Below are 16515 nucleotides of genomic sequence, written 5' to 3'. Positions count from 1 at the left end.
GCGTCCGGCGCTGTGTCACTCAGCCGGCCGGATCGATCTCCCGCAGGAGCCCGGTGTGCACGTCGAAGACGAAGCCTCGCACATCGTCCTTGTGGAGCAGGAACGGGTTCGTCCGGACCCGCTGCATGGACTGGCGGACGTCCTGGTCCACGTCGCGGAAGGCCTCCACGGCCCAGGCGGGGCGCTGGCCGACCTCGTCCTCCAGTTCGTGCCGGAAGTCCTCGGTCAGGCTTTCGAGACCGCAGCCGGTGTGGTGGATGAGTATCACCGAGCGGGTGCCGAGGGCGCGCTGGCTGATGGTGAGCGAGCGGATGGTGTCGTCGGTGACCACGCCGCCGGCGTTGCGGATGGTGTGGCAGTCGCCGAGCTCCAGGCCGAGGGCCTTGTGCAGGTCGAGACGGGCGTCCATGCAGGCCACGACCGCGACCTGGAGGACGGGGCGGGCGTCCATGCCGGGGTCGGCGAACTCGGCGGCGTAGCGGCGGTTGGCCGTGACGAGCCTGTCGGTGACGGAGTCGCCGCCGGTTGCCGTCGTCGCGGAGTGTGCGGGCAGGGATGCGGATGTCGTCATGTCTACGACGTTAGTGGTCACGGGCCGTCCGGGCAGGGGGTGAGGACGGACAAAGAAGGTCAACCATGATTGTTGTGAGCTAACCCACACGGGTGCGAAGGAGGCCGCCGTCCGGGTGATTCACGGCTTTTGCGGATGCGCCGGGGGAGGGGCGCACCGCGTGCGGGGCGGTTCGTTGACCGGGGCGGGCGTTGCACTAAAGTGACGCGAACCGGCCGGAGCCCGGCCCCACCGGCCGCCCGGCCCCCTGGTAACACTCCGCGTGCGCGGCGCGGCGTATGCCTGCCGCGCCGTTATCTGAGAGGGCGCTTTGACTAGCGAGTCCCGACATGTCCCGGTGATGCTCCAGCGGTGCCTGGACCTGTTGGCCCCGGCGCTGGAGAGGCCGGGGGCCGTCGTCGTCGACTGCACCCTCGGCCTCGGCGGCCACAGCGAGGCCCTGCTGACCCGGTTCCCCGAGGCACGTCTGATCGGCCTCGACCGCGACAAGGAGGCCCTGCGCCTGTCCGGCGAGCGGCTCGCGCCCTTCGGCGACCGGGCCACCCTCGTCCACGCGATCTACGCCGACCTCGCCGAGGTCCTCGACGGCCTGGGGCTGCCCACCGTCCAGGGCATCCTCTTCGACCTCGGCGTCTCCTCCATGCAGCTCGACGAGGCCGACCGCGGGTTCGCGTACGCCCAGGACGCGCCGCTGGACATGCGCATGGACCAGACGACGGGCATCAGCGCCGCCGAGGTCCTCAACACCTACGCCCCGGGCGAGCTGGTCCGCATCCTGCGCCAGTACGGCGAGGAGAAGCAGGCCAAGCGGATCGTCTCCGCCATCGTGCGCGAGCGCGCCAAGGAGCCGTTCAGCAACAGCGCCCGCCTGGTGGAGCTGATCCGCGACGCGCTGCCGCAGGCGGCCAAGCGCACCGGCGGCAACCCCGCCAAGCGGACCTTCCAGGCCCTGCGCATCGAGGTCAACGGGGAGCTGGCCGGGCTGGAGCGGGCCATCCCGGCCGCTGTGGACCGGATCGCGGTCGGCGGGCGGATCGCGGTCCTGTCGTACCACTCCCTGGAGGACCGGCTCGTCAAGCAGGTCTTCACGGCCGGCGCCACCTCCACGGCCCCGCCCGGGCTGCCCGTCGTGCCGGAGAAGTACCAGCCGAAGCTGAAGCTCCTCACCCGGGGAGCGGAGCTGCCCACCGAGGAGGAGATCGCCGAGAACCGGCGGGCCGCCCCGGCGCGGTTCCGGGGTGTCGAGCGGATCCGCGAGGCGCGGCCGTGACCAAGGCCGGGAAGCCGGGGAGGGCCGGGAAGGTGGCCACGCTGACCCGCGGGCAGGCGGCCCGCCTCGTGCGCGGCCGCACCGGCGGCGGCCCCGGCGGCGCCCGGCAGGCGGCGAAGATGCCGTTCGTCCTCCTGGTCGGGGCGCTGCTGGCCGGCGGCCTGATCAGCCTGCTGCTGCTGAACTCTGCGCTCAACCAGGGGTCCTTCCAGCTGAGCAGGCTGAAGAAGGAGACCACCGCGCTGACCGACGAGCAGCAGGCGCTCCAGCGGGACGTCGACGCCTACTCGGCTCCCGACGCGCTCCAGCGGCGGGCCCGCGAGCTCGGCCTGGTGCCGGGCGGCAGCCCCGTCTTCCTCCGCCCCGACGGCAGGACCGCCGGCAGCCCGGTGGTGGCGGAGGCCCCGCCCCCGCCCTCGCCGGCCCCGGCCACCCCGACGCCCTCGCCGCCCTCGCCGCCCCCGGCCCCGGCCGCCACCCAGAACCCGGACGGTCCGGCCCAGCCTGCCGCGAGCGGTACCCCGATGCCCACCCCGACCCCAGGCAGGTGACGTCGTGACGCGGTTCCCTGCGGGACTTCTCCCCGCCCCGCCCTCCCCCTCGTGCGGCCGCGGCCCCCGCTGCGGAGCGCACCGGTGAGCCCCAAGGAGCCCCCGCGGCGGGTGCCGGGGCCGGGCCGGCCCCGTACGCCCGGCCGGACGCCCGCGCAGCGGGCCCCGCACACCATCCGGCTCGGGAGCCCCAAGCCCCGGCTGCGCCTGGTCGGCGTCGGGCTCACCCTCGTGATGCTCGCCTTCGTCGTCCGGCTCCTCCAGGTGCAGGCCGTCGACGCCTCCGCGTACTCCGCCAAGGCCACCGAGAACCGCTTCGCCAAGTACGTCCTGGCCGCCGAGCGCGGGGAGATCACCGACCGCAAGGGCGTCGCCCTGGCCACCAGCGTCGACGCGTACGACATCACCGCCGACCCGAAGATGTTCACCCCCCAGGAGAGCAAGGCCCCCGACGCCCCCGAGCAGGCCGCCGCCCTCCTCTCGCCGATCCTCGGCAAGGACGCCAAGGAGATCGCCGCCCGGCTGAAGACCAAGGACACCCGCTACGTGGTCCTGGCCCGCCGGCAGACCCCCCAGGTCTGGAACCAGATCAAGGACCTCAAGAAGCTCTTCGCCGACAAGGCGGCCGCCGACAAGCGGAACAACGGGCCGGGCGCCAACGTCATCGCCGGGGTCTTCAACGAGAACAGCAGCAAGCGCGTGTACCCGAACGGCGACCTGGCCGCCGGGATACTGGGCTACGTCAACGCCGAGGGCAAGGGCGGCGGCGGTCTGGAGTCGGCCCTCGACAAGAAGCTGGCCGGCAAGGCCGGCGAGATCACCTACGCCCAGTCCGGCGGCCGCCGCGTGCCCACCGCCGGGTCCCACGAGAAGCCCGCCGTCCCCGGCGAGGACATCGAGCTGACGATCGACCGCGACATCCAGTGGGCCGCCCAGAGCGCCATCGCGGAGCAGGTCGAGAAGTCCGGCGCCGACCGCGGCTACGTCATCGTCCAGGACACCCGTACCGGAGAGGTGCTGGCCATGGCCAACGCCCCCGGCTTCGACCCCAACGACCTCAGCCGCGCCCGCTCCGCCGCCATGGGCAACGCCGCCCTCCAGGACGTGTACGAGCCCGGCTCCACCGCCAAGGTGATCTCCATGGCCGCCGTCCTGGAGGAGAAGAAGGCCGCCCCCGACACCCACGTCGAGGTCCCCAACCGGCTGCACCGCGGCGACCGGCTCTTCAAGGACGACATCGACCACCCCACCTGGTACCTGACCCTCAACGGGGTCCTCGCCAAGTCCTCCAACATCGGCACCATCCTGGCCACCGGCCAGCTCGGCGCCACCCAGGCCGAGGCCAACAGGGTCCTCTACTCGTACCTGGACAAGTTCGGCATCGGACGGCCCACCGGCCTGAACTACCCCGGCGAGTCCCGCGGCATCCTCGCCCGGCCGGAGGCTTGGTCCACCTCGCAGCAGTACACGATCCCCTTCGGCCAGGGCCTGTCCCTCAACGCGATGCAGGCGGCCTCCGTCTACTCGACCGTCGCCAACGGCGGCGTCCGCGTCACCCCGACCCTGGTCCGCGGCACCAAGGGCCCCGACGGCCGCTTCACCCCGGCGCCCGCGCCCGAGAAGACCCGGGTGATCAGCCAGCAGACCGCCAAGGCCCTCTCCGAGATGCTGGAGTCCGTGGTCGACGACCAGGAGGGCACCGGAACCAAGGCGAAGATCCCCGGCTACCGGGTCGGCGGCAAGACCGGCACCTCCAACCGGGTGGATCCGGCCACCGGCCGCTACAAGGGCTACACCGCCTCCTTCGCCGGCTTCGCCCCCGCCGACGACCCTCGGATCACCGTCTACTGCGCCATCCAGAACCCCACCAAGGGCAGCTACTTCGGCGGCCAGATCTGCGGCCCCATCTACAAGACGGTCATGGAGTTCGCACTCAAGACCCTCCAGGTCGCGCCCACCGGAACGGCCCCCGCGGGCCTCCCCGTGACCTACGGTTCCGCTCCGCCGGCCACCGCCCCCAACCCCGCGCAGCCCAGCCCGCAGCCCTGACAGAGAACCGACCGTCCCACCACCCACGCGTGAGGCTCCATCAGTGACAACGATCACCCCGAAACCCGGGAACCAGACGGCCGAAGCCGCCCAGGACGGGCCCTCGCTTCGCGAGCGGCCCGCCGCGCCCGGTACGCTCACCGCCGTGCCCCACGCTGATCAGCCCAGAACCGCCCAGAAAGACGCCCCGGCAGCGCCGCCGGGAGCGCCCCGGCCCGTGAACGCCCGCCCGATCCCCCTGGGCGAGCTGGCCGGCCTGCTGGGTCTGCCCGAGTCCGGCGCCGCTCGGATCACCGGCATCACGCACGACTCCCGTGCCGTGCGCCCCGGCGACCTGTACGCGGCGCTGCCCGGCGCCCGGCTGCACGGCGCCGACTTCGCGGCCCAGGCGGCCGCCCTCGGCGCCGCAGCCGTGCTGACCGACCCGGAAGGCGCCGAACGCGCCGCCGCGACCGGCCTGCCCGTCCTGGCCGTCGCCGACCCGCGCGGCCGCATGGGCGAGCTCGCCGCCGAGATCTACGGCCGGCCCGGCGAAGCCCTGCTCCAGCTCGGCATCACCGGCACCTCCGGCAAGACCACCACCGCCTACCTCGTCGAAGGCGGGCTGCGCGCGGCGGGCAAGGCCACCGGCCTGGTGGGCACCGTCGAGATGCGCATCGGCGACGAGCGCATCAAGTCCGAGCGCACCACCCCCGAGGCCACCGACCTCCAGGCCCTGTTCGCCGTCATGCGCGAACGCGGCGTCGAGGCCGTCGCCATGGAGGTCTCCAGCCACGCCCTGGTGCTGGGCCGGGTCGACGGCTGCGTCTTCGACGTCGCCGTCTTCAACAACCTCAGCCCGGAACACATGGAGTTCCACTCCGACATGGAGGACTACTTCCAGGCCAAGGCGCAGCTCTTCACCGAGCGCCGCGCCCGCCTGGGCGTGGTCAACGTCGACGACGAGTACGGCCGCCGCCTCGCCAAGGAGTCGCCGATCCCGGTCGTCACCTTCTCCGCCGTCGGCGACCCGGCCGCCGACTGGCGCGCCGAGGACGTGGTCAGCGGCCACACGGACTCCACCCTGACCCTGGTCGGGCCCGAAGGACAGCGCGTACGGGCCAAGGCCCCGCTGCCCGGCCCGTTCAACGTCGCCAACACGGTCGCCGCGGTCGTCACCCTCGCCGCCGCCGGGATCGACCCGCAGACCGCCGCCGACGGCGTCGCCGCGGTCCCCGGCGTCCCGGGCCGGCTGGAGCGGGTCGACGCGGGACAGCCGTACCTGGCCGTCGTCGACTACGCCCACAAGACGGACGCCGTCGAGTCGGTGCTGCGCGCCCTGCGCGAGGTCACCACCGGCAGGCTGCACATCGTCCTCGGCTGCGGCGGCGACCGCGACACCACCAAGCGCGGCCCCATGGGCGCCGCGGCCGCCCGCTACGCCGACACCGCCGTCCTGACCTCCGACAACCCGCGCTCCGAGGACCCGCTGAAGATCCTCGCCGCGATGTTCGAGGGCGCCGTCTCGGTCCCCGCCGGGGAACGCGGCACCGTCCTGGTCGACGCCGACCGGGCCGCTGCCATCGCGGCCGCCGTCGCGCGCGCCGAGGCCGGCGACACCGTCCTCGTCGCGGGCAAGGGCCACGAGCAGGGCCAGGACACCGCGGGCGTCGTACGCCCCTTCGACGACCGCGCCGTGCTCCGCGCGGCCATCGAGAACCAGCAGCTCAGCGCCCGACAGGCCGAGGTGAACCAGTGATCGCCCTCTCCCTCGCCGAGATCGCCGACATCACCGGCGGGCGGCCCCACGACATACCGGATCCCGCCGCGGTCATCAGCGGTCCGGTCGTCATCGACTCCCGCCAGGTGGAGCCCGGCAGCCTCTTCGCCGCCTTCGCCGGCGAGCACGTCGACGGCCACGACTACGCGGAGCGCGCGGTCGCCGCCGGCGCCGCCGCCGTGCTGGCCGCCCGGCCGGTCGGCGTCCCCGCGATCGTGGTCGACGACGTGGAGAAGGCGCTCGGCGCCCTCGCCCGGGCCGTCGTGGGCCGGCTCGGCACCGACGTGGTCGCCCTGACCGGCTCGGCCGGCAAGACCTCCACCAAGGACCTGATCGCCCAGGTGCTCCAGCACCACGCGCCCACCGTGTGGACGCCCGGCTCCCTCAACAACGAGATCGGCCTGCCGCTCACGGCCCTGAAGGCCACCGCCGAAACCCGGCACCTGGTCCTGGAGATGGGCGCCCGCGGCATCGGGCACATCGCCTACCTGACCGGTCTCACCCCGCCGCGCATCGGCCTCGTGCTGAACGTGGGCACCGCCCACATCGGCGAGTTCGGCGGCCGCGAGGCCATCGCCCAGGCCAAGGGCGAGCTGGTCGAGGCCCTGCCGGCCGAGGCCGAGGGCGGGGTCGCCGTCCTCAACGCCGACGACCTGCTGGTGCGCGCGATGTCCGCCCGCACGAAGGCCCGTACGGTCCTGTTCGGCGAGGCCGAGGACGCGGACGTCCGCGCGACCGAGGTGCGGATGACGCCCGCGGGACAGCCCTCCTTCACACTCCACACACCGACCGGGTGCAGCGACGTGACCTTGCGCCTGTACGGTGAGCACCACGTGTCGAACGCGCTCGCCGCGGCCGCCGTCGCCCATGTCCTGGGCATGTCAGCCGAGGAGATCGCCACCGCGCTCTCCGGGGCGGGCACCCTGTCCCGGTGGCGCATGGAGGTCACCGAGCGGGCGGACGGCGTCACGATCGTCAACGACGCCTACAACGCGAACCCCGAGTCCATGCGGGCCGCCCTGCGCGCACTGGCCGCGATGGGCGGCGCCGGCAAGGAGGGCGGGGGACGCACGTGGGCGGTGCTCGGCCCGATGGCCGAGCTCGGTGACGCGTCGCTGGCCGAGCACGACGCGGTGGGGCGGCTCGCCGTCCGGCTCAACGTGAGCAGGCTCGTGGCAGTCGGGGGCAGGGAAGCGTCCTGGCTGCAACTGGGCGCATATAACGAGGGTTCGTGGGGTGAGGAGTCGGTGCTCGTGTCCGACGCGCAGGCGGCGGTCGACCTGTTGCGCAGTGAACTGCGCCCGGGGGACGTCGTGCTGGTGAAGGCTTCCAGGTCGGTCGGTCTGGAGCGGGTGGCGCTGGCGCTGCTCCAGGGCGAGGGCGAGGGTGCCGGCCGATGAGGCAGATCCTGTTCGCCGGTGTCATCGGCATGTTCCTCACCGTCATCGGCACCCCGCTGCTGATCAAGCTGCTGGCCCGCAAGGGCTACGGCCAGTTCATCCGCGACGACGGCCCCCGCGGCCACGCGGGCAAGAAGGGCACGCCCACCATGGGCGGTATCTCCTTCATCCTCGCCACGCTCATCGCCTACGCCCTGACGAAGGTCATCACGGGCGAGGAGCCCTCCTTCTCGGGCCTGCTCGTGCTGTTCCTGATGGCGGGCATGGGCCTGGTCGGCTACCTCGACGACTACATCAAGATCGTCAAGCGGCGTTCGCTCGGTCTGCGGGCCAAGGCCAAGATGGCCGGCCAGCTGATCGTCGGCATCGCCTTCGCCGTGCTCGCGCTCCAGTTCAAGGACGCGCGCGGGCTGACCCCGGCGTCGACGAAGCTGTCGTTCGTCACGGACTTCGGCTGGGCCATCGGCCCGGTGCTGTTCGTGGTCTGGGCGCTCTTCATGATCCTCGCCATGTCCAACGGCGTGAACCTGACGGACGGTCTGGACGGCCTGGCCACCGGTGCCGCCGTGATGGTCTTCGGCGCCTACACCTTCATCGGCGTCTGGCAGCACCAGGAGTCCTGCGCCAACGCGGTGACCCTGACCAACCCCAACGCCTGCTTCGAGGTCCGCGACCCGCTGGACCTCGCGGTCGTGGCCTCCGCCCTCATGGGAGCCTGCTTCGGCTTCCTGTGGTGGAACACCTCGCCCGCCAAGATCTTCATGGGCGACACCGGCTCGCTCGCGCTCGGCGGCGCGCTCGCGGGTCTGGCCATCTGCTCCCGCACGGAGTTCCTGATGGCCCTCCTCGGCGGCCTCTTCGTGCTCATCACGATGTCGGTCGTCATCCAGGTCGGCTCCTTCAAGATGACCGGCAAGCGAGTCTTCCGAATGGCCCCGCTCCAGCACCACTTCGAACTCAAGGGCTGGTCAGAAGTCCTTGTCGTGGTCCGCTTCTGGATCATCCAGGGCATGTGCGTGATCGTGGGTCTCGGCCTCTTCTACGCGGGATGGGCAGCGGACAAGTGACCCCCTGGCAGGACCGGAACATCACCGTCGCCGGCCTCGGCGTGAGCGGCATCAGCGCCGCCCGCGCCCTGGCCGGCCTCGGCGCGGCAGTGACCGTCGTCGACGGCGGGGACAGCGAGGGCCACCGGGCCCGGGCCGCCGAGCTGGAGGCCGAGGCCAAGGGCGTCACCGTACGCCTGGGCGACGCCGAGACCCTGCCCGAGGGCACCGACCTCGTCGTCACCTCGCCGGGCTGGAAGCCCGACAGCCCGCTGTTCGCGGCCGCCGCCGAGGCGGGCGTGGACGTCGTGGGCGACGTCGAGATCGCCTGGCGGCTGCGCGGGGAGGACGCCGCGCCCTGGCTCGCCATCACCGGCACCAACGGCAAGACCACCACCACCCAGATGCTGGCCTCGATCCTGCGGGCGGCCGGTCTGAAGACCGCCGCCGTCGGCAACATCGGCACCCCCATCATCGACGTGGTGACCGGCGAGGAGCAGTACGACGTCCTCGCCGTCGAGCTCTCCAGCTACCAGCTGCACTGGGCTCCCTCCGTACGCGCCCACTCCGCGGCCGTCCTCAACCTGGCCCCGGACCACCTCGACTGGCACGGCTCCATGGACGCCTACGCCGCCGACAAGGGCCGGATCTACGAGGGCAACACCGTCGCCTGCGTCTACAACGTCGCCGACCCCGCCACCGAGCGGCTGGTCGAGGAGGCCGACGTCGAGGAGGGCTGCCGGGCCATCGGCTTCACCCTCGGCGCCCCCGCCCCCTCCATGCTCGGCGTGGTCGACGGGATCCTCGTCGACCGGGCGTTCGTGCAGGACCGGCAGAAGAACGCGCAGGAGCTGGCGCACGTCGACGACGTCAACCCGCCTGCCCCGCACAACATCGCCAACGCCCTCGCGGCGGCCGCCCTGGCCCGCGCCTTCGGCGTCGAGCCGCGGGCCGTGCGCGACGGGCTGCGCGACTTCCGCCCGGACGCGCACCGCGTGGCCTACGTGGACGAGGTCGACGGGGTCCGCTACGTCGACGACTCCAAGGCCACCAACACCCACGCGGCCGAGGCCTCCCTGGCGGCCTTCGAGCCGGTCGTCTGGATCGCCGGCGGCCTCGCCAAGGGCGCGACCTTCGACGAGCTGGTGCAGAAGTCCGCGAAGCGGCTGCGGGCCGTGGTGCTCATGGGCGCCGACCGGGCGCTGATCGCCGAGGCGCTGGCGCGACACGCGCCCGAGGTCCCGGTGACCGACCTCGAACGGACCGACACTGGGGCGATGCTCGCAGCGGTCCGGGAAGCGGCCCGGCTCGCGGAACCCGGAGACACCGTCCTGCTGGCGCCGGCGTGCGCCTCGATGGACATGTTCGCGAACTACAACGAGCGGGGCGACGCGTTCGCCGGCGCGGTGCGCGAACTCGCCTCCGGGAACGCCGCGGACCCGGCCTAGCCGAGGGCGCCCGACAGGTTCCCTCCGGCCGGCCGCTGCTCGCCTCGTACGAGTGGAGGGGAAGATCACAGATGCCGGCCAAACAGATGCTGCCGGGACGGCGGCCCTCCGCCGTCAAGGCGCAGGGCCGCAGACGTCCCGCCGCCGGTGCCGGGCGGCCCGCCCGGGGCGGCCCGCTGGAGCGGCTGCGGCGTGCGCGGCGGCAGGTGACGAAGGCCTGGGACCGGCCGCTCACGGCGTATTACCTGATTTTCGGCAGCTCGCTGCTCATCACCGTGCTCGGCCTGGTGATGGTCTACTCGGCGTCCATGATCAAGGCCCTCCAGCTGGGCCTGGGAGACGCCTACTTCTTCAAGAAGCAGTTCCTGGCCGCCTCCATCGGCGGCGTCCTGCTCTTCGCCGCCTCCCGGATGCCGGTCAAACTGCACCGCGCCCTGTCCTACCCGGTGCTCGCAGGGACCCTGTTCCTGATGGTCCTGGTCCAGGTCCCCGGGATAGGGGTCTCCATCAACGGCAACCAGAACTGGATCTCCCTGGGCGGCCCGTTCATGCTCCAGCCCAGCGAGTTCGGCAAGCTGGCGCTGATCCTGTGGGGCGCCGACCTGCTGGCCCGCAAGGGCGACAAGGGGCTGCTGACCCAGTGGAAGCACCTGCTGGTGCCGCTGGTCCCGGTCGCCTTCCTGCTGCTCGGACTGATCATGCTGGGCGGCGACATGGGCACCGCGATGATCCTCGGAGCCGTCCTGTTCGGCCTGTTGTGGCTGGCGGGAGCGCCCACACGGATGTTCGCCGCCGTGCTCGCCTTCGCGGGTGTGATCGTCGCACTCCTCATCAAGACCAGCCCGCACCGCATGGACCGGCTCGCCTGCCTCGGGGCGACGGACCCGGGCAAGAACGACCTCTGCTGGCAGGGCGTGCACGGCATCTACGCCCTGGCGTCCGGCGGATGGTTCGGTTCCGGCCTGGGGGCGAGTGTGGAAAAATGGGGGCAACTGCCCGAAGCCCATACCGACTTCATCTTTGCCATCACCGGTGAGGAACTGGGCCTGGCAGGGACGCTGTCGGTGCTCGCCCTGTTCGCGGCTCTAGGCTATGCGGGTATCCGCGTGGCCGGACGCACGGAGGACTCCTTCGTACGGTATGCCGCGGGAGGCGTGACCACCTGGATCACGGCCCAGGCCGTGATCAACATCGGTGCGGTGCTCGGTCTGCTGCCGATCGCAGGGGTACCCCTCCCGCTGTTCTCCTACGGGGGGTCCGCCCTGCTGCCGACCATGTTCGCCGTCGGACTGCTCATCGCGTTCGCGCGGGAGGAGCCGGCGGCGCGCGCGGCGCTCGCGATGCGACAGCCGGGAGCCGGCTGGAGGCGGAGCGGGCCCATATGGAAGTCGATGAGACGGCGCGTCAAGAGGCGTCCGTCCGGAGAGCGGTGAATTTCGGTGCATGTCGTACTCGCCGGTGGGGGGACCGCCGGCCACATCGAGCCGGCGCTCGCCCTCGCGGACGCCCTGCGCAGGCAGGACCCGACCGTGGGCATCACCGCCCTGGGCACGGAACGCGGCCTGGAGACCCGTCTCGTGCCGGAACGCGGCTACGAACTGGGACTCATCCCCGCCGTGCCGCTGCCCCGCAAACCCACCCCGGAGCTGATCACCGTCCCCGGCCGGCTGCGCGGCACCATCAAGGCGGCCGAGGAGATCCTCGTGCGCACCAAGGCCGACGTGGTCGTCGGCTTCGGCGGCTACGTGGCCCTGCCCGGCTACCTGGCCGCCAAACGGCTCGGGGTGCCCATCATCGTCCACGAGGCCAACGCGCGGCCCGGACTGGCCAACAAGATCGGCTCCCGCTACGCGCACGCCGTCGCCGTCTCCACCCCCGACAGCAAGCTCCGCGGCGCCCGCTACGTGGGCATCCCGCTGCGCCGCGCCATCTCCACCCTCGACCGCGCCGCCGTCCGCCCCGAGGCGCGGGCCGCCTTCGGCCTCGACCCCAACCTGCCGACGCTGCTCGTCTCCGGCGGCTCGCAGGGCGCCCGGAGGCTCAACGAGACCATCCAGCAGGTCGCGCCGACCCTCCAGCGCTCCGGGATCCAGATCCTGCACGCGGTCGGCCCGAAGAACGAACTGCCGCGTGTCGACAACATGCCCGGGATGCCGCCCTATGTCCCGGTACCGTACGTGGACCGGATGGACCTCGCGTACGCCGCCGCCGACATGATGCTGTGCCGCGCGGGCGCGATGACCGTCGCCGAACTCTCCGCCGTCGGACTGCCGGCCGCCTACGTACCGCTGCCCATCGGCAACGGCGAACAGCGGCTCAACGCCCAGCCGGTGGTCAAGGCCGGCGGCGGCCTCCTCGTCGACGACGCGGAACTGACGCCCGACTGGGTGCTCGGCCAGGTCCTGCCGGTGCTGTCCGATCCGCACCGCCTGTACGAGATGTCCCGCGCAGCCGCCGAGTTCGGCCGCCGGGACGCCGACGAGCTCCTCGTCGGCCTCGTCCACGAGGCGATCGCGGCCGCACGCGGGTAACCGCCGACCCAGGAGGCACAGGAGTGGCCGGAGCGACGACGGCACGACGCGGACCGTCCGCCCGGGCGGGCGGGGGCAAGGGCGCGGGCGCGCCCAAGCCGCCCCGGCCGCCCAAGTCGCCCAAGGGCACCGGTCCGCGCGGATCCGGCGGCGGGAGACCGCGCCGGATCCGCCTGCTGGTGACCCTCGCCGCCGCGGCGCTCCTCGCCGGGGGCGGCACCTGGGTCCTCTACGGCTCCTCCTGGCTGCGCGTCGAGAAGGTCACGGCCTCCGGCACCGAGGTGCTCACCCGCGAGCAGGTCCTCTCCGCCGCGGCCGTGCCCGTCGGCGCACCCCTGGTCGGCGTGGACACCGACGAGATCGCCCGCCGGGTGCGGGCCCGGCTGCCCCGCATCGATTCGGTCGATGTGGTGCGGGCCTGGCCGCACGGGATCGGGCTGAAAGTGACGGAACGCAAACCCGTCCTGCTCATCAAAAAGGGCACGGGCTTCCTCGAAGTGGACGCGGGCGGTGTTCGGTTCGACACCGTTGCGAAAGCACCCGTCGGCGTCCCGCTCCTCGAAATGGCCGCGGACCGCTCGCCGAGCGCGCGCCGCTTCGACGAGGAGCGCTTGCTGAAGGAGGCGGTGGGCATCGCGGGAAGCCTTCCCGACGCAGTCGCGAAGGAGACGTTGCAGGTCAAGGTGCGGTCGTTCGACTCGGTCGTCCTGGAGCTGACGAAGGGCCGTTCCGTGGTGTGGGGCAGCGGTGAACTGGGTGAGGCCAAAGGCCGGGCGCTGACCGCCCTGCTGAAGGCCGCGCCCAAGGCCGACCACTTCGACGTGAGCGTCCCCACCGCTCCGGCGGTGTCCGGGAGTTGACGTCGGATCGGGGGCCGACGCACCCTGGTTGGCCACCGATACGGGTGATCACATAGGGTGAAAAGAAAAACGGGAGGTTCGGCGTGTTCGTTGAACACGCGCTACTTGTCGACTTAGTGTCCTGTTCGGAAGAGTCCAAGGAACAGACACACCCCTAACCCTAAACTTCAGGGTTAGGGTTCGGGTCGGCGCGTACGGACCGTCCCACATTTCGGCATCAGTCGTCGCACCGCAGACCCGCGAGGCGGCGACACGTAATCGAGGCGAGAGGCCTTCGACGTGGCAGCACCGCAGAACTACCTCGCAGTCATCAAGGTCATCGGTGTCGGCGGCGGTGGTGTCAATGCCATCAACCGAATGATCGAGGTCGGTCTCAAGGGCGTCGAGTTCATCGCCATCAACACGGACGCGCAGGCGCTGTTGATGAGCGACGCCGACGTCAAGCTCGACGTCGGCCGTGAACTCACCCGGGGCCTCGGCGCCGGAGCCAACCCGGCCGTCGGCCGCAAGGCGGCAGAGGACCACCGCGAGGAGATCGAGGAGGTCCTCAAGGGGGCCGACATGGTCTTCGTCACCGCCGGCGAGGGCGGCGGCACCGGCACGGGCGGCGCGCCCGTCGTCGCCAACATCGCGCGCTCGCTCGGCGCCCTGACGATCGGCGTGGTCACCCGCCCGTTCACCTTCGAGGGCCGGCGCCGCGCGAACCAGGCGGAGGACGGCATCGCCGAGCTCCGCGAAGAGGTCGACACCCTCATCGTCATCCCCAATGACCGCCTGCTGTCCATCTCGGACCGCCAGGTCTCGGTGCTCGACGCCTTCAAGTCGGCCGACCAGGTCCTGCTCAGCGGCGTCCAGGGCATCACCGACCTGATCACCACCCCGGGCCTGATCAACCTCGACTTCGCCGACGTCAAGTCCGTGATGTCCGAGGCCGGCTCGGCCCTGATGGGCATCGGCTCCGCCCGTGGCGACGACCGCGCCGTGGCGGCGGCCGAGATGGCGATCTCCTCGCCGCTGCTGGAGGCGTCCATCGACGGCGCCCGCGGCGTGCTGCTCTCCATCTCCGGCGGCTCGGACCTCGGTCTCTTCGAGATCAACGAGGCCGCGCAGCTGGTGAGCGAGGCCGCGCACCCCGAGGCGAACATCATCTTCGGCGCCGTCATCGACGACGCCCTGGGCGACGAGGTCCGCGTCACGGTCATCGCGGCCGGCTTCGACGGCGGCCAGCCCCCGGCCCGCCGGGACAACGTCATCGGCGCCGCGTCCTCCAAGCGCGAGGAGCCGGCCCCCGCGCCGGTCCGCGCGCCCGAGCCGGTCCGTCCGGCCTTCGGCGGACTCGGCACCGTGACCCCCCGCGAGGAGCCCCCGGCCCCGGTCGAGATCCCGGTCGAGGCCGCTCCGGCCCCGCCGCAGGTCCCGACGGCCCGCCCCTACCAGGACAGCCCGGCCGAAGAGCTGGACGTTCCGGACTTCTTGAAGTGACGCTGGAGCAGCATCACGAGAGCGGCGCCCACTTCGCCTTCACCGACCGGTGGGGCGGGGTGAGCGCCGTTCCGTACGAGGAGCTCAATCTCGGCGGCGCGGTCGGAGACGACCCGGCCGCCGTTCGCGCGAACCGGGCGGCCGCCGCGAAGGAGCTGGGCGTCGACCCGGACCTGGTGGTCTGGATGAACCAGGTGCACGGGCGGGACGTCGCCGTGGTCGACGGACCCTGGGGCTCCGTCGAGGACATCCCGTCGGTCGACGCGGTGGTGACCGCCCGTCGGGGGCTCGCCCTCGCCGTGCTCACCGCCGACTGCACCCCCGTGCTGCTGGCCGACCCCGTCGCCGGGGTCGCCGGATCCGCCCACGCCGGGCGGCCCGGGCTGGTCGCCGGGGTGGTGCCCGCCGCCGTCGAGGCGATGGTGGCTCTCGGCGCCGACCCCGCGCGGATCGTCGCCCGTACCGGACCCGCCGTCTGCGGGCGCTGCTACGAGGTGCCGGCCGAGATGCGGGAGGCGGTCGCGGAGGTGGTGCCGGCCGCGTGGGCCGAGACCAGCTGGGGGACACCGGCCGTGGACGTGGTCGCCGGGGTGCACGCGCAGCTCGCGGAGGCGGGGGTGCCGCAGGGCCGGCGTTCCCCGGTCTGCACACTGGAGTCGCGGGACCACTTCTCGTACCGCCGCGACCGGGTGACCGGGCGGCTTGCCGGATATGTCTGGTTGGACTGACTCATGACGGATCGTAAGTCCGAGCTCGCGGAGAACCTCGCGCGGGTGGAGGAGCGGATCGCGTCCGCCTGCGCGGCGGCGGGCCGGAAGCGGGAGGAGGTGACCCTCATCGTGGTCACCAAGACCTACCCCGCGACCGACGTACGCCTGCTGGCGGACCTGGGGGTCCGTCATGTGGCGGAAAACCGTGACCAGGATGCCGCCCCCAAGGCGGCGGCCTGCGCGGATCTGTCGTTGAACTGGCACTTCGTGGGCCAGTTGCAGACGAACAAGGTCCGTTCCGTGGCGGGATACGCGCACGTGGTGCAGTCGGTCGACCGGCCGAGGCTCGTCACGGCGCTGTCGGCGGCGGCGGTGGCCCAGGGGCGCGAGATCGGCTGCCTCGTGCAGATCGCCCTCGACGCCGAGTCGGGAGAGCGCGGGAGCCGGGGCGGTGCCGCGCCCGAGCAGATGGCGGAGTTGGCGGACCTGGTCGCCGGCGCGCCGGGACTGCGGATTGACGGTCTCATGACCGTCGCCCCCCTCACCGGGCTCTACGCGGGACGCGAACAGGCGGCCTTCGAGCGGATGATGGAATTGTCATCCGGCCTGCGCGCGAACCATCCGGCTGCCACGATGGTGTCGGCGGGTATGAGCGCCGACCTGGAACAGGCCGTCCTGGCCGGTGCGACACATGTACGCGTCGGCACTGCGGTACTCGGCGCGAGACCCCGGCTCGGGTAACGTCGCGAAGAAAGTCGGACCACAGCAGAAAATATGGTCATTTCCGCAGATGAGCGGACAGACCACGTGGATCGCGGGCAGTTGGTGACTTTGGTGA

14 protein-coding genes are annotated in these 16515 nt (G+C 72.2%); 13 read left to right on the top strand and 1 reads right to left on the bottom strand.

Translation table 11 applies throughout. From position 1 onward, the window contains the following. Window positions 1-19: 19 nt before the first annotated feature. Window positions 20-634, bottom strand: coding sequence for a beta-class carbonic anhydrase (locus tag ACZ5NJ_RS11850; RefSeq protein WP_468764576.1), 615 nt, complete (start codon window positions 632-634; stop codon window positions 20-22). Window positions 635-881: 247 nt separating this feature from the next. On the opposite strand from ACZ5NJ_RS11850, the gene rsmH reads away from it, so the two are divergent. The 13 genes from rsmH (at window position 882) to ACZ5NJ_RS11785 (ending at window position 16418) form a co-directional block, all read left to right on the top strand. Then, window positions 882-1841: a 16S rRNA (cytosine(1402)-N(4))-methyltransferase RsmH gene (rsmH, locus tag ACZ5NJ_RS11845; RefSeq protein WP_468764575.1), complete on the top strand. Its 960-nt coding sequence runs from the start codon at window positions 882-884 to the stop codon at window positions 1839-1841. 32 nt (window positions 1842-1873) lie between these two features. Then, window positions 1874-2392, top strand: a complete 519-nt coding sequence (gene ftsL, locus ACZ5NJ_RS11840; RefSeq protein WP_468764574.1) for a cell division protein FtsL — start codon at window positions 1874-1876, stop codon at window positions 2390-2392. A gap of 84 nt (window positions 2393-2476) precedes the next feature. After that, on the top strand, window positions 2477-4441 hold the full coding sequence (locus ACZ5NJ_RS11835; RefSeq protein WP_468764573.1) for a peptidoglycan D,D-transpeptidase FtsI family protein: 1965 nt from the start codon (window positions 2477-2479) through the stop codon (window positions 4439-4441). Between the two features lie 43 nt (window positions 4442-4484). Continuing rightward, window positions 4485-6179 (top strand): UDP-N-acetylmuramoyl-L-alanyl-D-glutamate--2,6-diaminopimelate ligase, encoded by a 1695-nt coding sequence (locus ACZ5NJ_RS11830; protein ID WP_468764572.1) that lies wholly within the window; start codon window positions 4485-4487, stop codon window positions 6177-6179. Continuing rightward, entirely contained in the window at window positions 6176-7600 is a 1425-nt protein-coding gene (locus ACZ5NJ_RS11825) for a UDP-N-acetylmuramoyl-tripeptide--D-alanyl-D-alanine ligase (protein ID WP_468764571.1), read from the top strand. Before ACZ5NJ_RS11830 ends, ACZ5NJ_RS11825 begins: the two co-directional genes overlap by 4 nt. Continuing rightward, window positions 7597-8667, top strand: a complete 1071-nt coding sequence (gene mraY / locus ACZ5NJ_RS11820) for a phospho-N-acetylmuramoyl-pentapeptide-transferase (RefSeq protein WP_468764569.1) — start codon at window positions 7597-7599, stop codon at window positions 8665-8667. The genes ACZ5NJ_RS11825 and mraY overlap by 4 nt, the downstream gene beginning before the upstream one ends. Then, complete coding sequence (gene murD / locus ACZ5NJ_RS11815; protein WP_468764568.1) at window positions 8649-10094, top strand: UDP-N-acetylmuramoyl-L-alanine--D-glutamate ligase; 1446 nt, start codon at window positions 8649-8651, stop codon at window positions 10092-10094. The genes mraY and murD overlap by 19 nt, the downstream gene beginning before the upstream one ends. Before the next feature lie 71 nt (window positions 10095-10165). After that, the gene (gene ftsW / locus ACZ5NJ_RS11810; RefSeq protein ID WP_468764567.1) at window positions 10166-11527 is read left to right on the top strand and encodes a putative lipid II flippase FtsW; all 1362 of its coding nucleotides are present in this window, start codon (window positions 10166-10168) and stop codon (window positions 11525-11527) included. 6 nt (window positions 11528-11533) lie between these two features. Continuing rightward, window positions 11534-12625 (top strand): undecaprenyldiphospho-muramoylpentapeptide beta-N-acetylglucosaminyltransferase, encoded by a 1092-nt coding sequence (gene murG / locus ACZ5NJ_RS11805; protein ID WP_468764566.1) that lies wholly within the window; start codon window positions 11534-11536, stop codon window positions 12623-12625. A 23-nt stretch (window positions 12626-12648) separates the two neighbouring features. After that, window positions 12649-13485, top strand: a complete 837-nt coding sequence (locus ACZ5NJ_RS11800; RefSeq protein WP_468764565.1) for a cell division protein FtsQ/DivIB — start codon at window positions 12649-12651, stop codon at window positions 13483-13485. Between the two features lie 279 nt (window positions 13486-13764). Beyond that, window positions 13765-14967, top strand: coding sequence for a cell division protein FtsZ (gene ftsZ / locus ACZ5NJ_RS11795; protein WP_468764564.1), 1203 nt, complete (start codon window positions 13765-13767; stop codon window positions 14965-14967). Beyond that, on the top strand, window positions 14964-15695 hold the full coding sequence (gene pgeF / locus ACZ5NJ_RS11790) for a peptidoglycan editing factor PgeF (RefSeq protein ID WP_468764563.1): 732 nt from the start codon (window positions 14964-14966) through the stop codon (window positions 15693-15695). Before ftsZ ends, pgeF begins: the two co-directional genes overlap by 4 nt. Window positions 15696-15698: 3 nt before the next feature. Beyond that, a complete protein-coding gene (locus tag ACZ5NJ_RS11785) occupies window positions 15699-16418 on the top strand; it encodes a YggS family pyridoxal phosphate-dependent enzyme (RefSeq protein ID WP_468764562.1) in 720 nt (239 codons plus the stop codon). The last annotated feature ends 97 nt before the right edge of the window (window positions 16419-16515 follow it).

The organism is Streptomyces sp. NPDC032091, from assembly GCF_055580265.1.
Note: the sequence above shows the minus strand (reverse complement) of the source record. Positions and strands in the feature narration are given on the sequence as shown.

Coding starts and splice junctions, on each gene's coding strand:
- mraY (WP_468764569.1), top strand. CDS start 7,597: ATGAGGCAGATCCTGTTCGCCGGTGTCATCGGCATGTTCCTCACCGTC.
- murD (WP_468764568.1), top strand. CDS start 8,649: ATGGGCAGCGGACAAGTGACCCCCTGGCAGGACCGGAACATCACCGTC.
- ftsW (WP_468764567.1), top strand. CDS start 10,166: ATGCCGGCCAAACAGATGCTGCCGGGACGGCGGCCCTCCGCCGTCAAG.
- ACZ5NJ_RS11785 (WP_468764562.1), top strand. CDS start 15,699: ATGACGGATCGTAAGTCCGAGCTCGCGGAGAACCTCGCGCGGGTGGAG.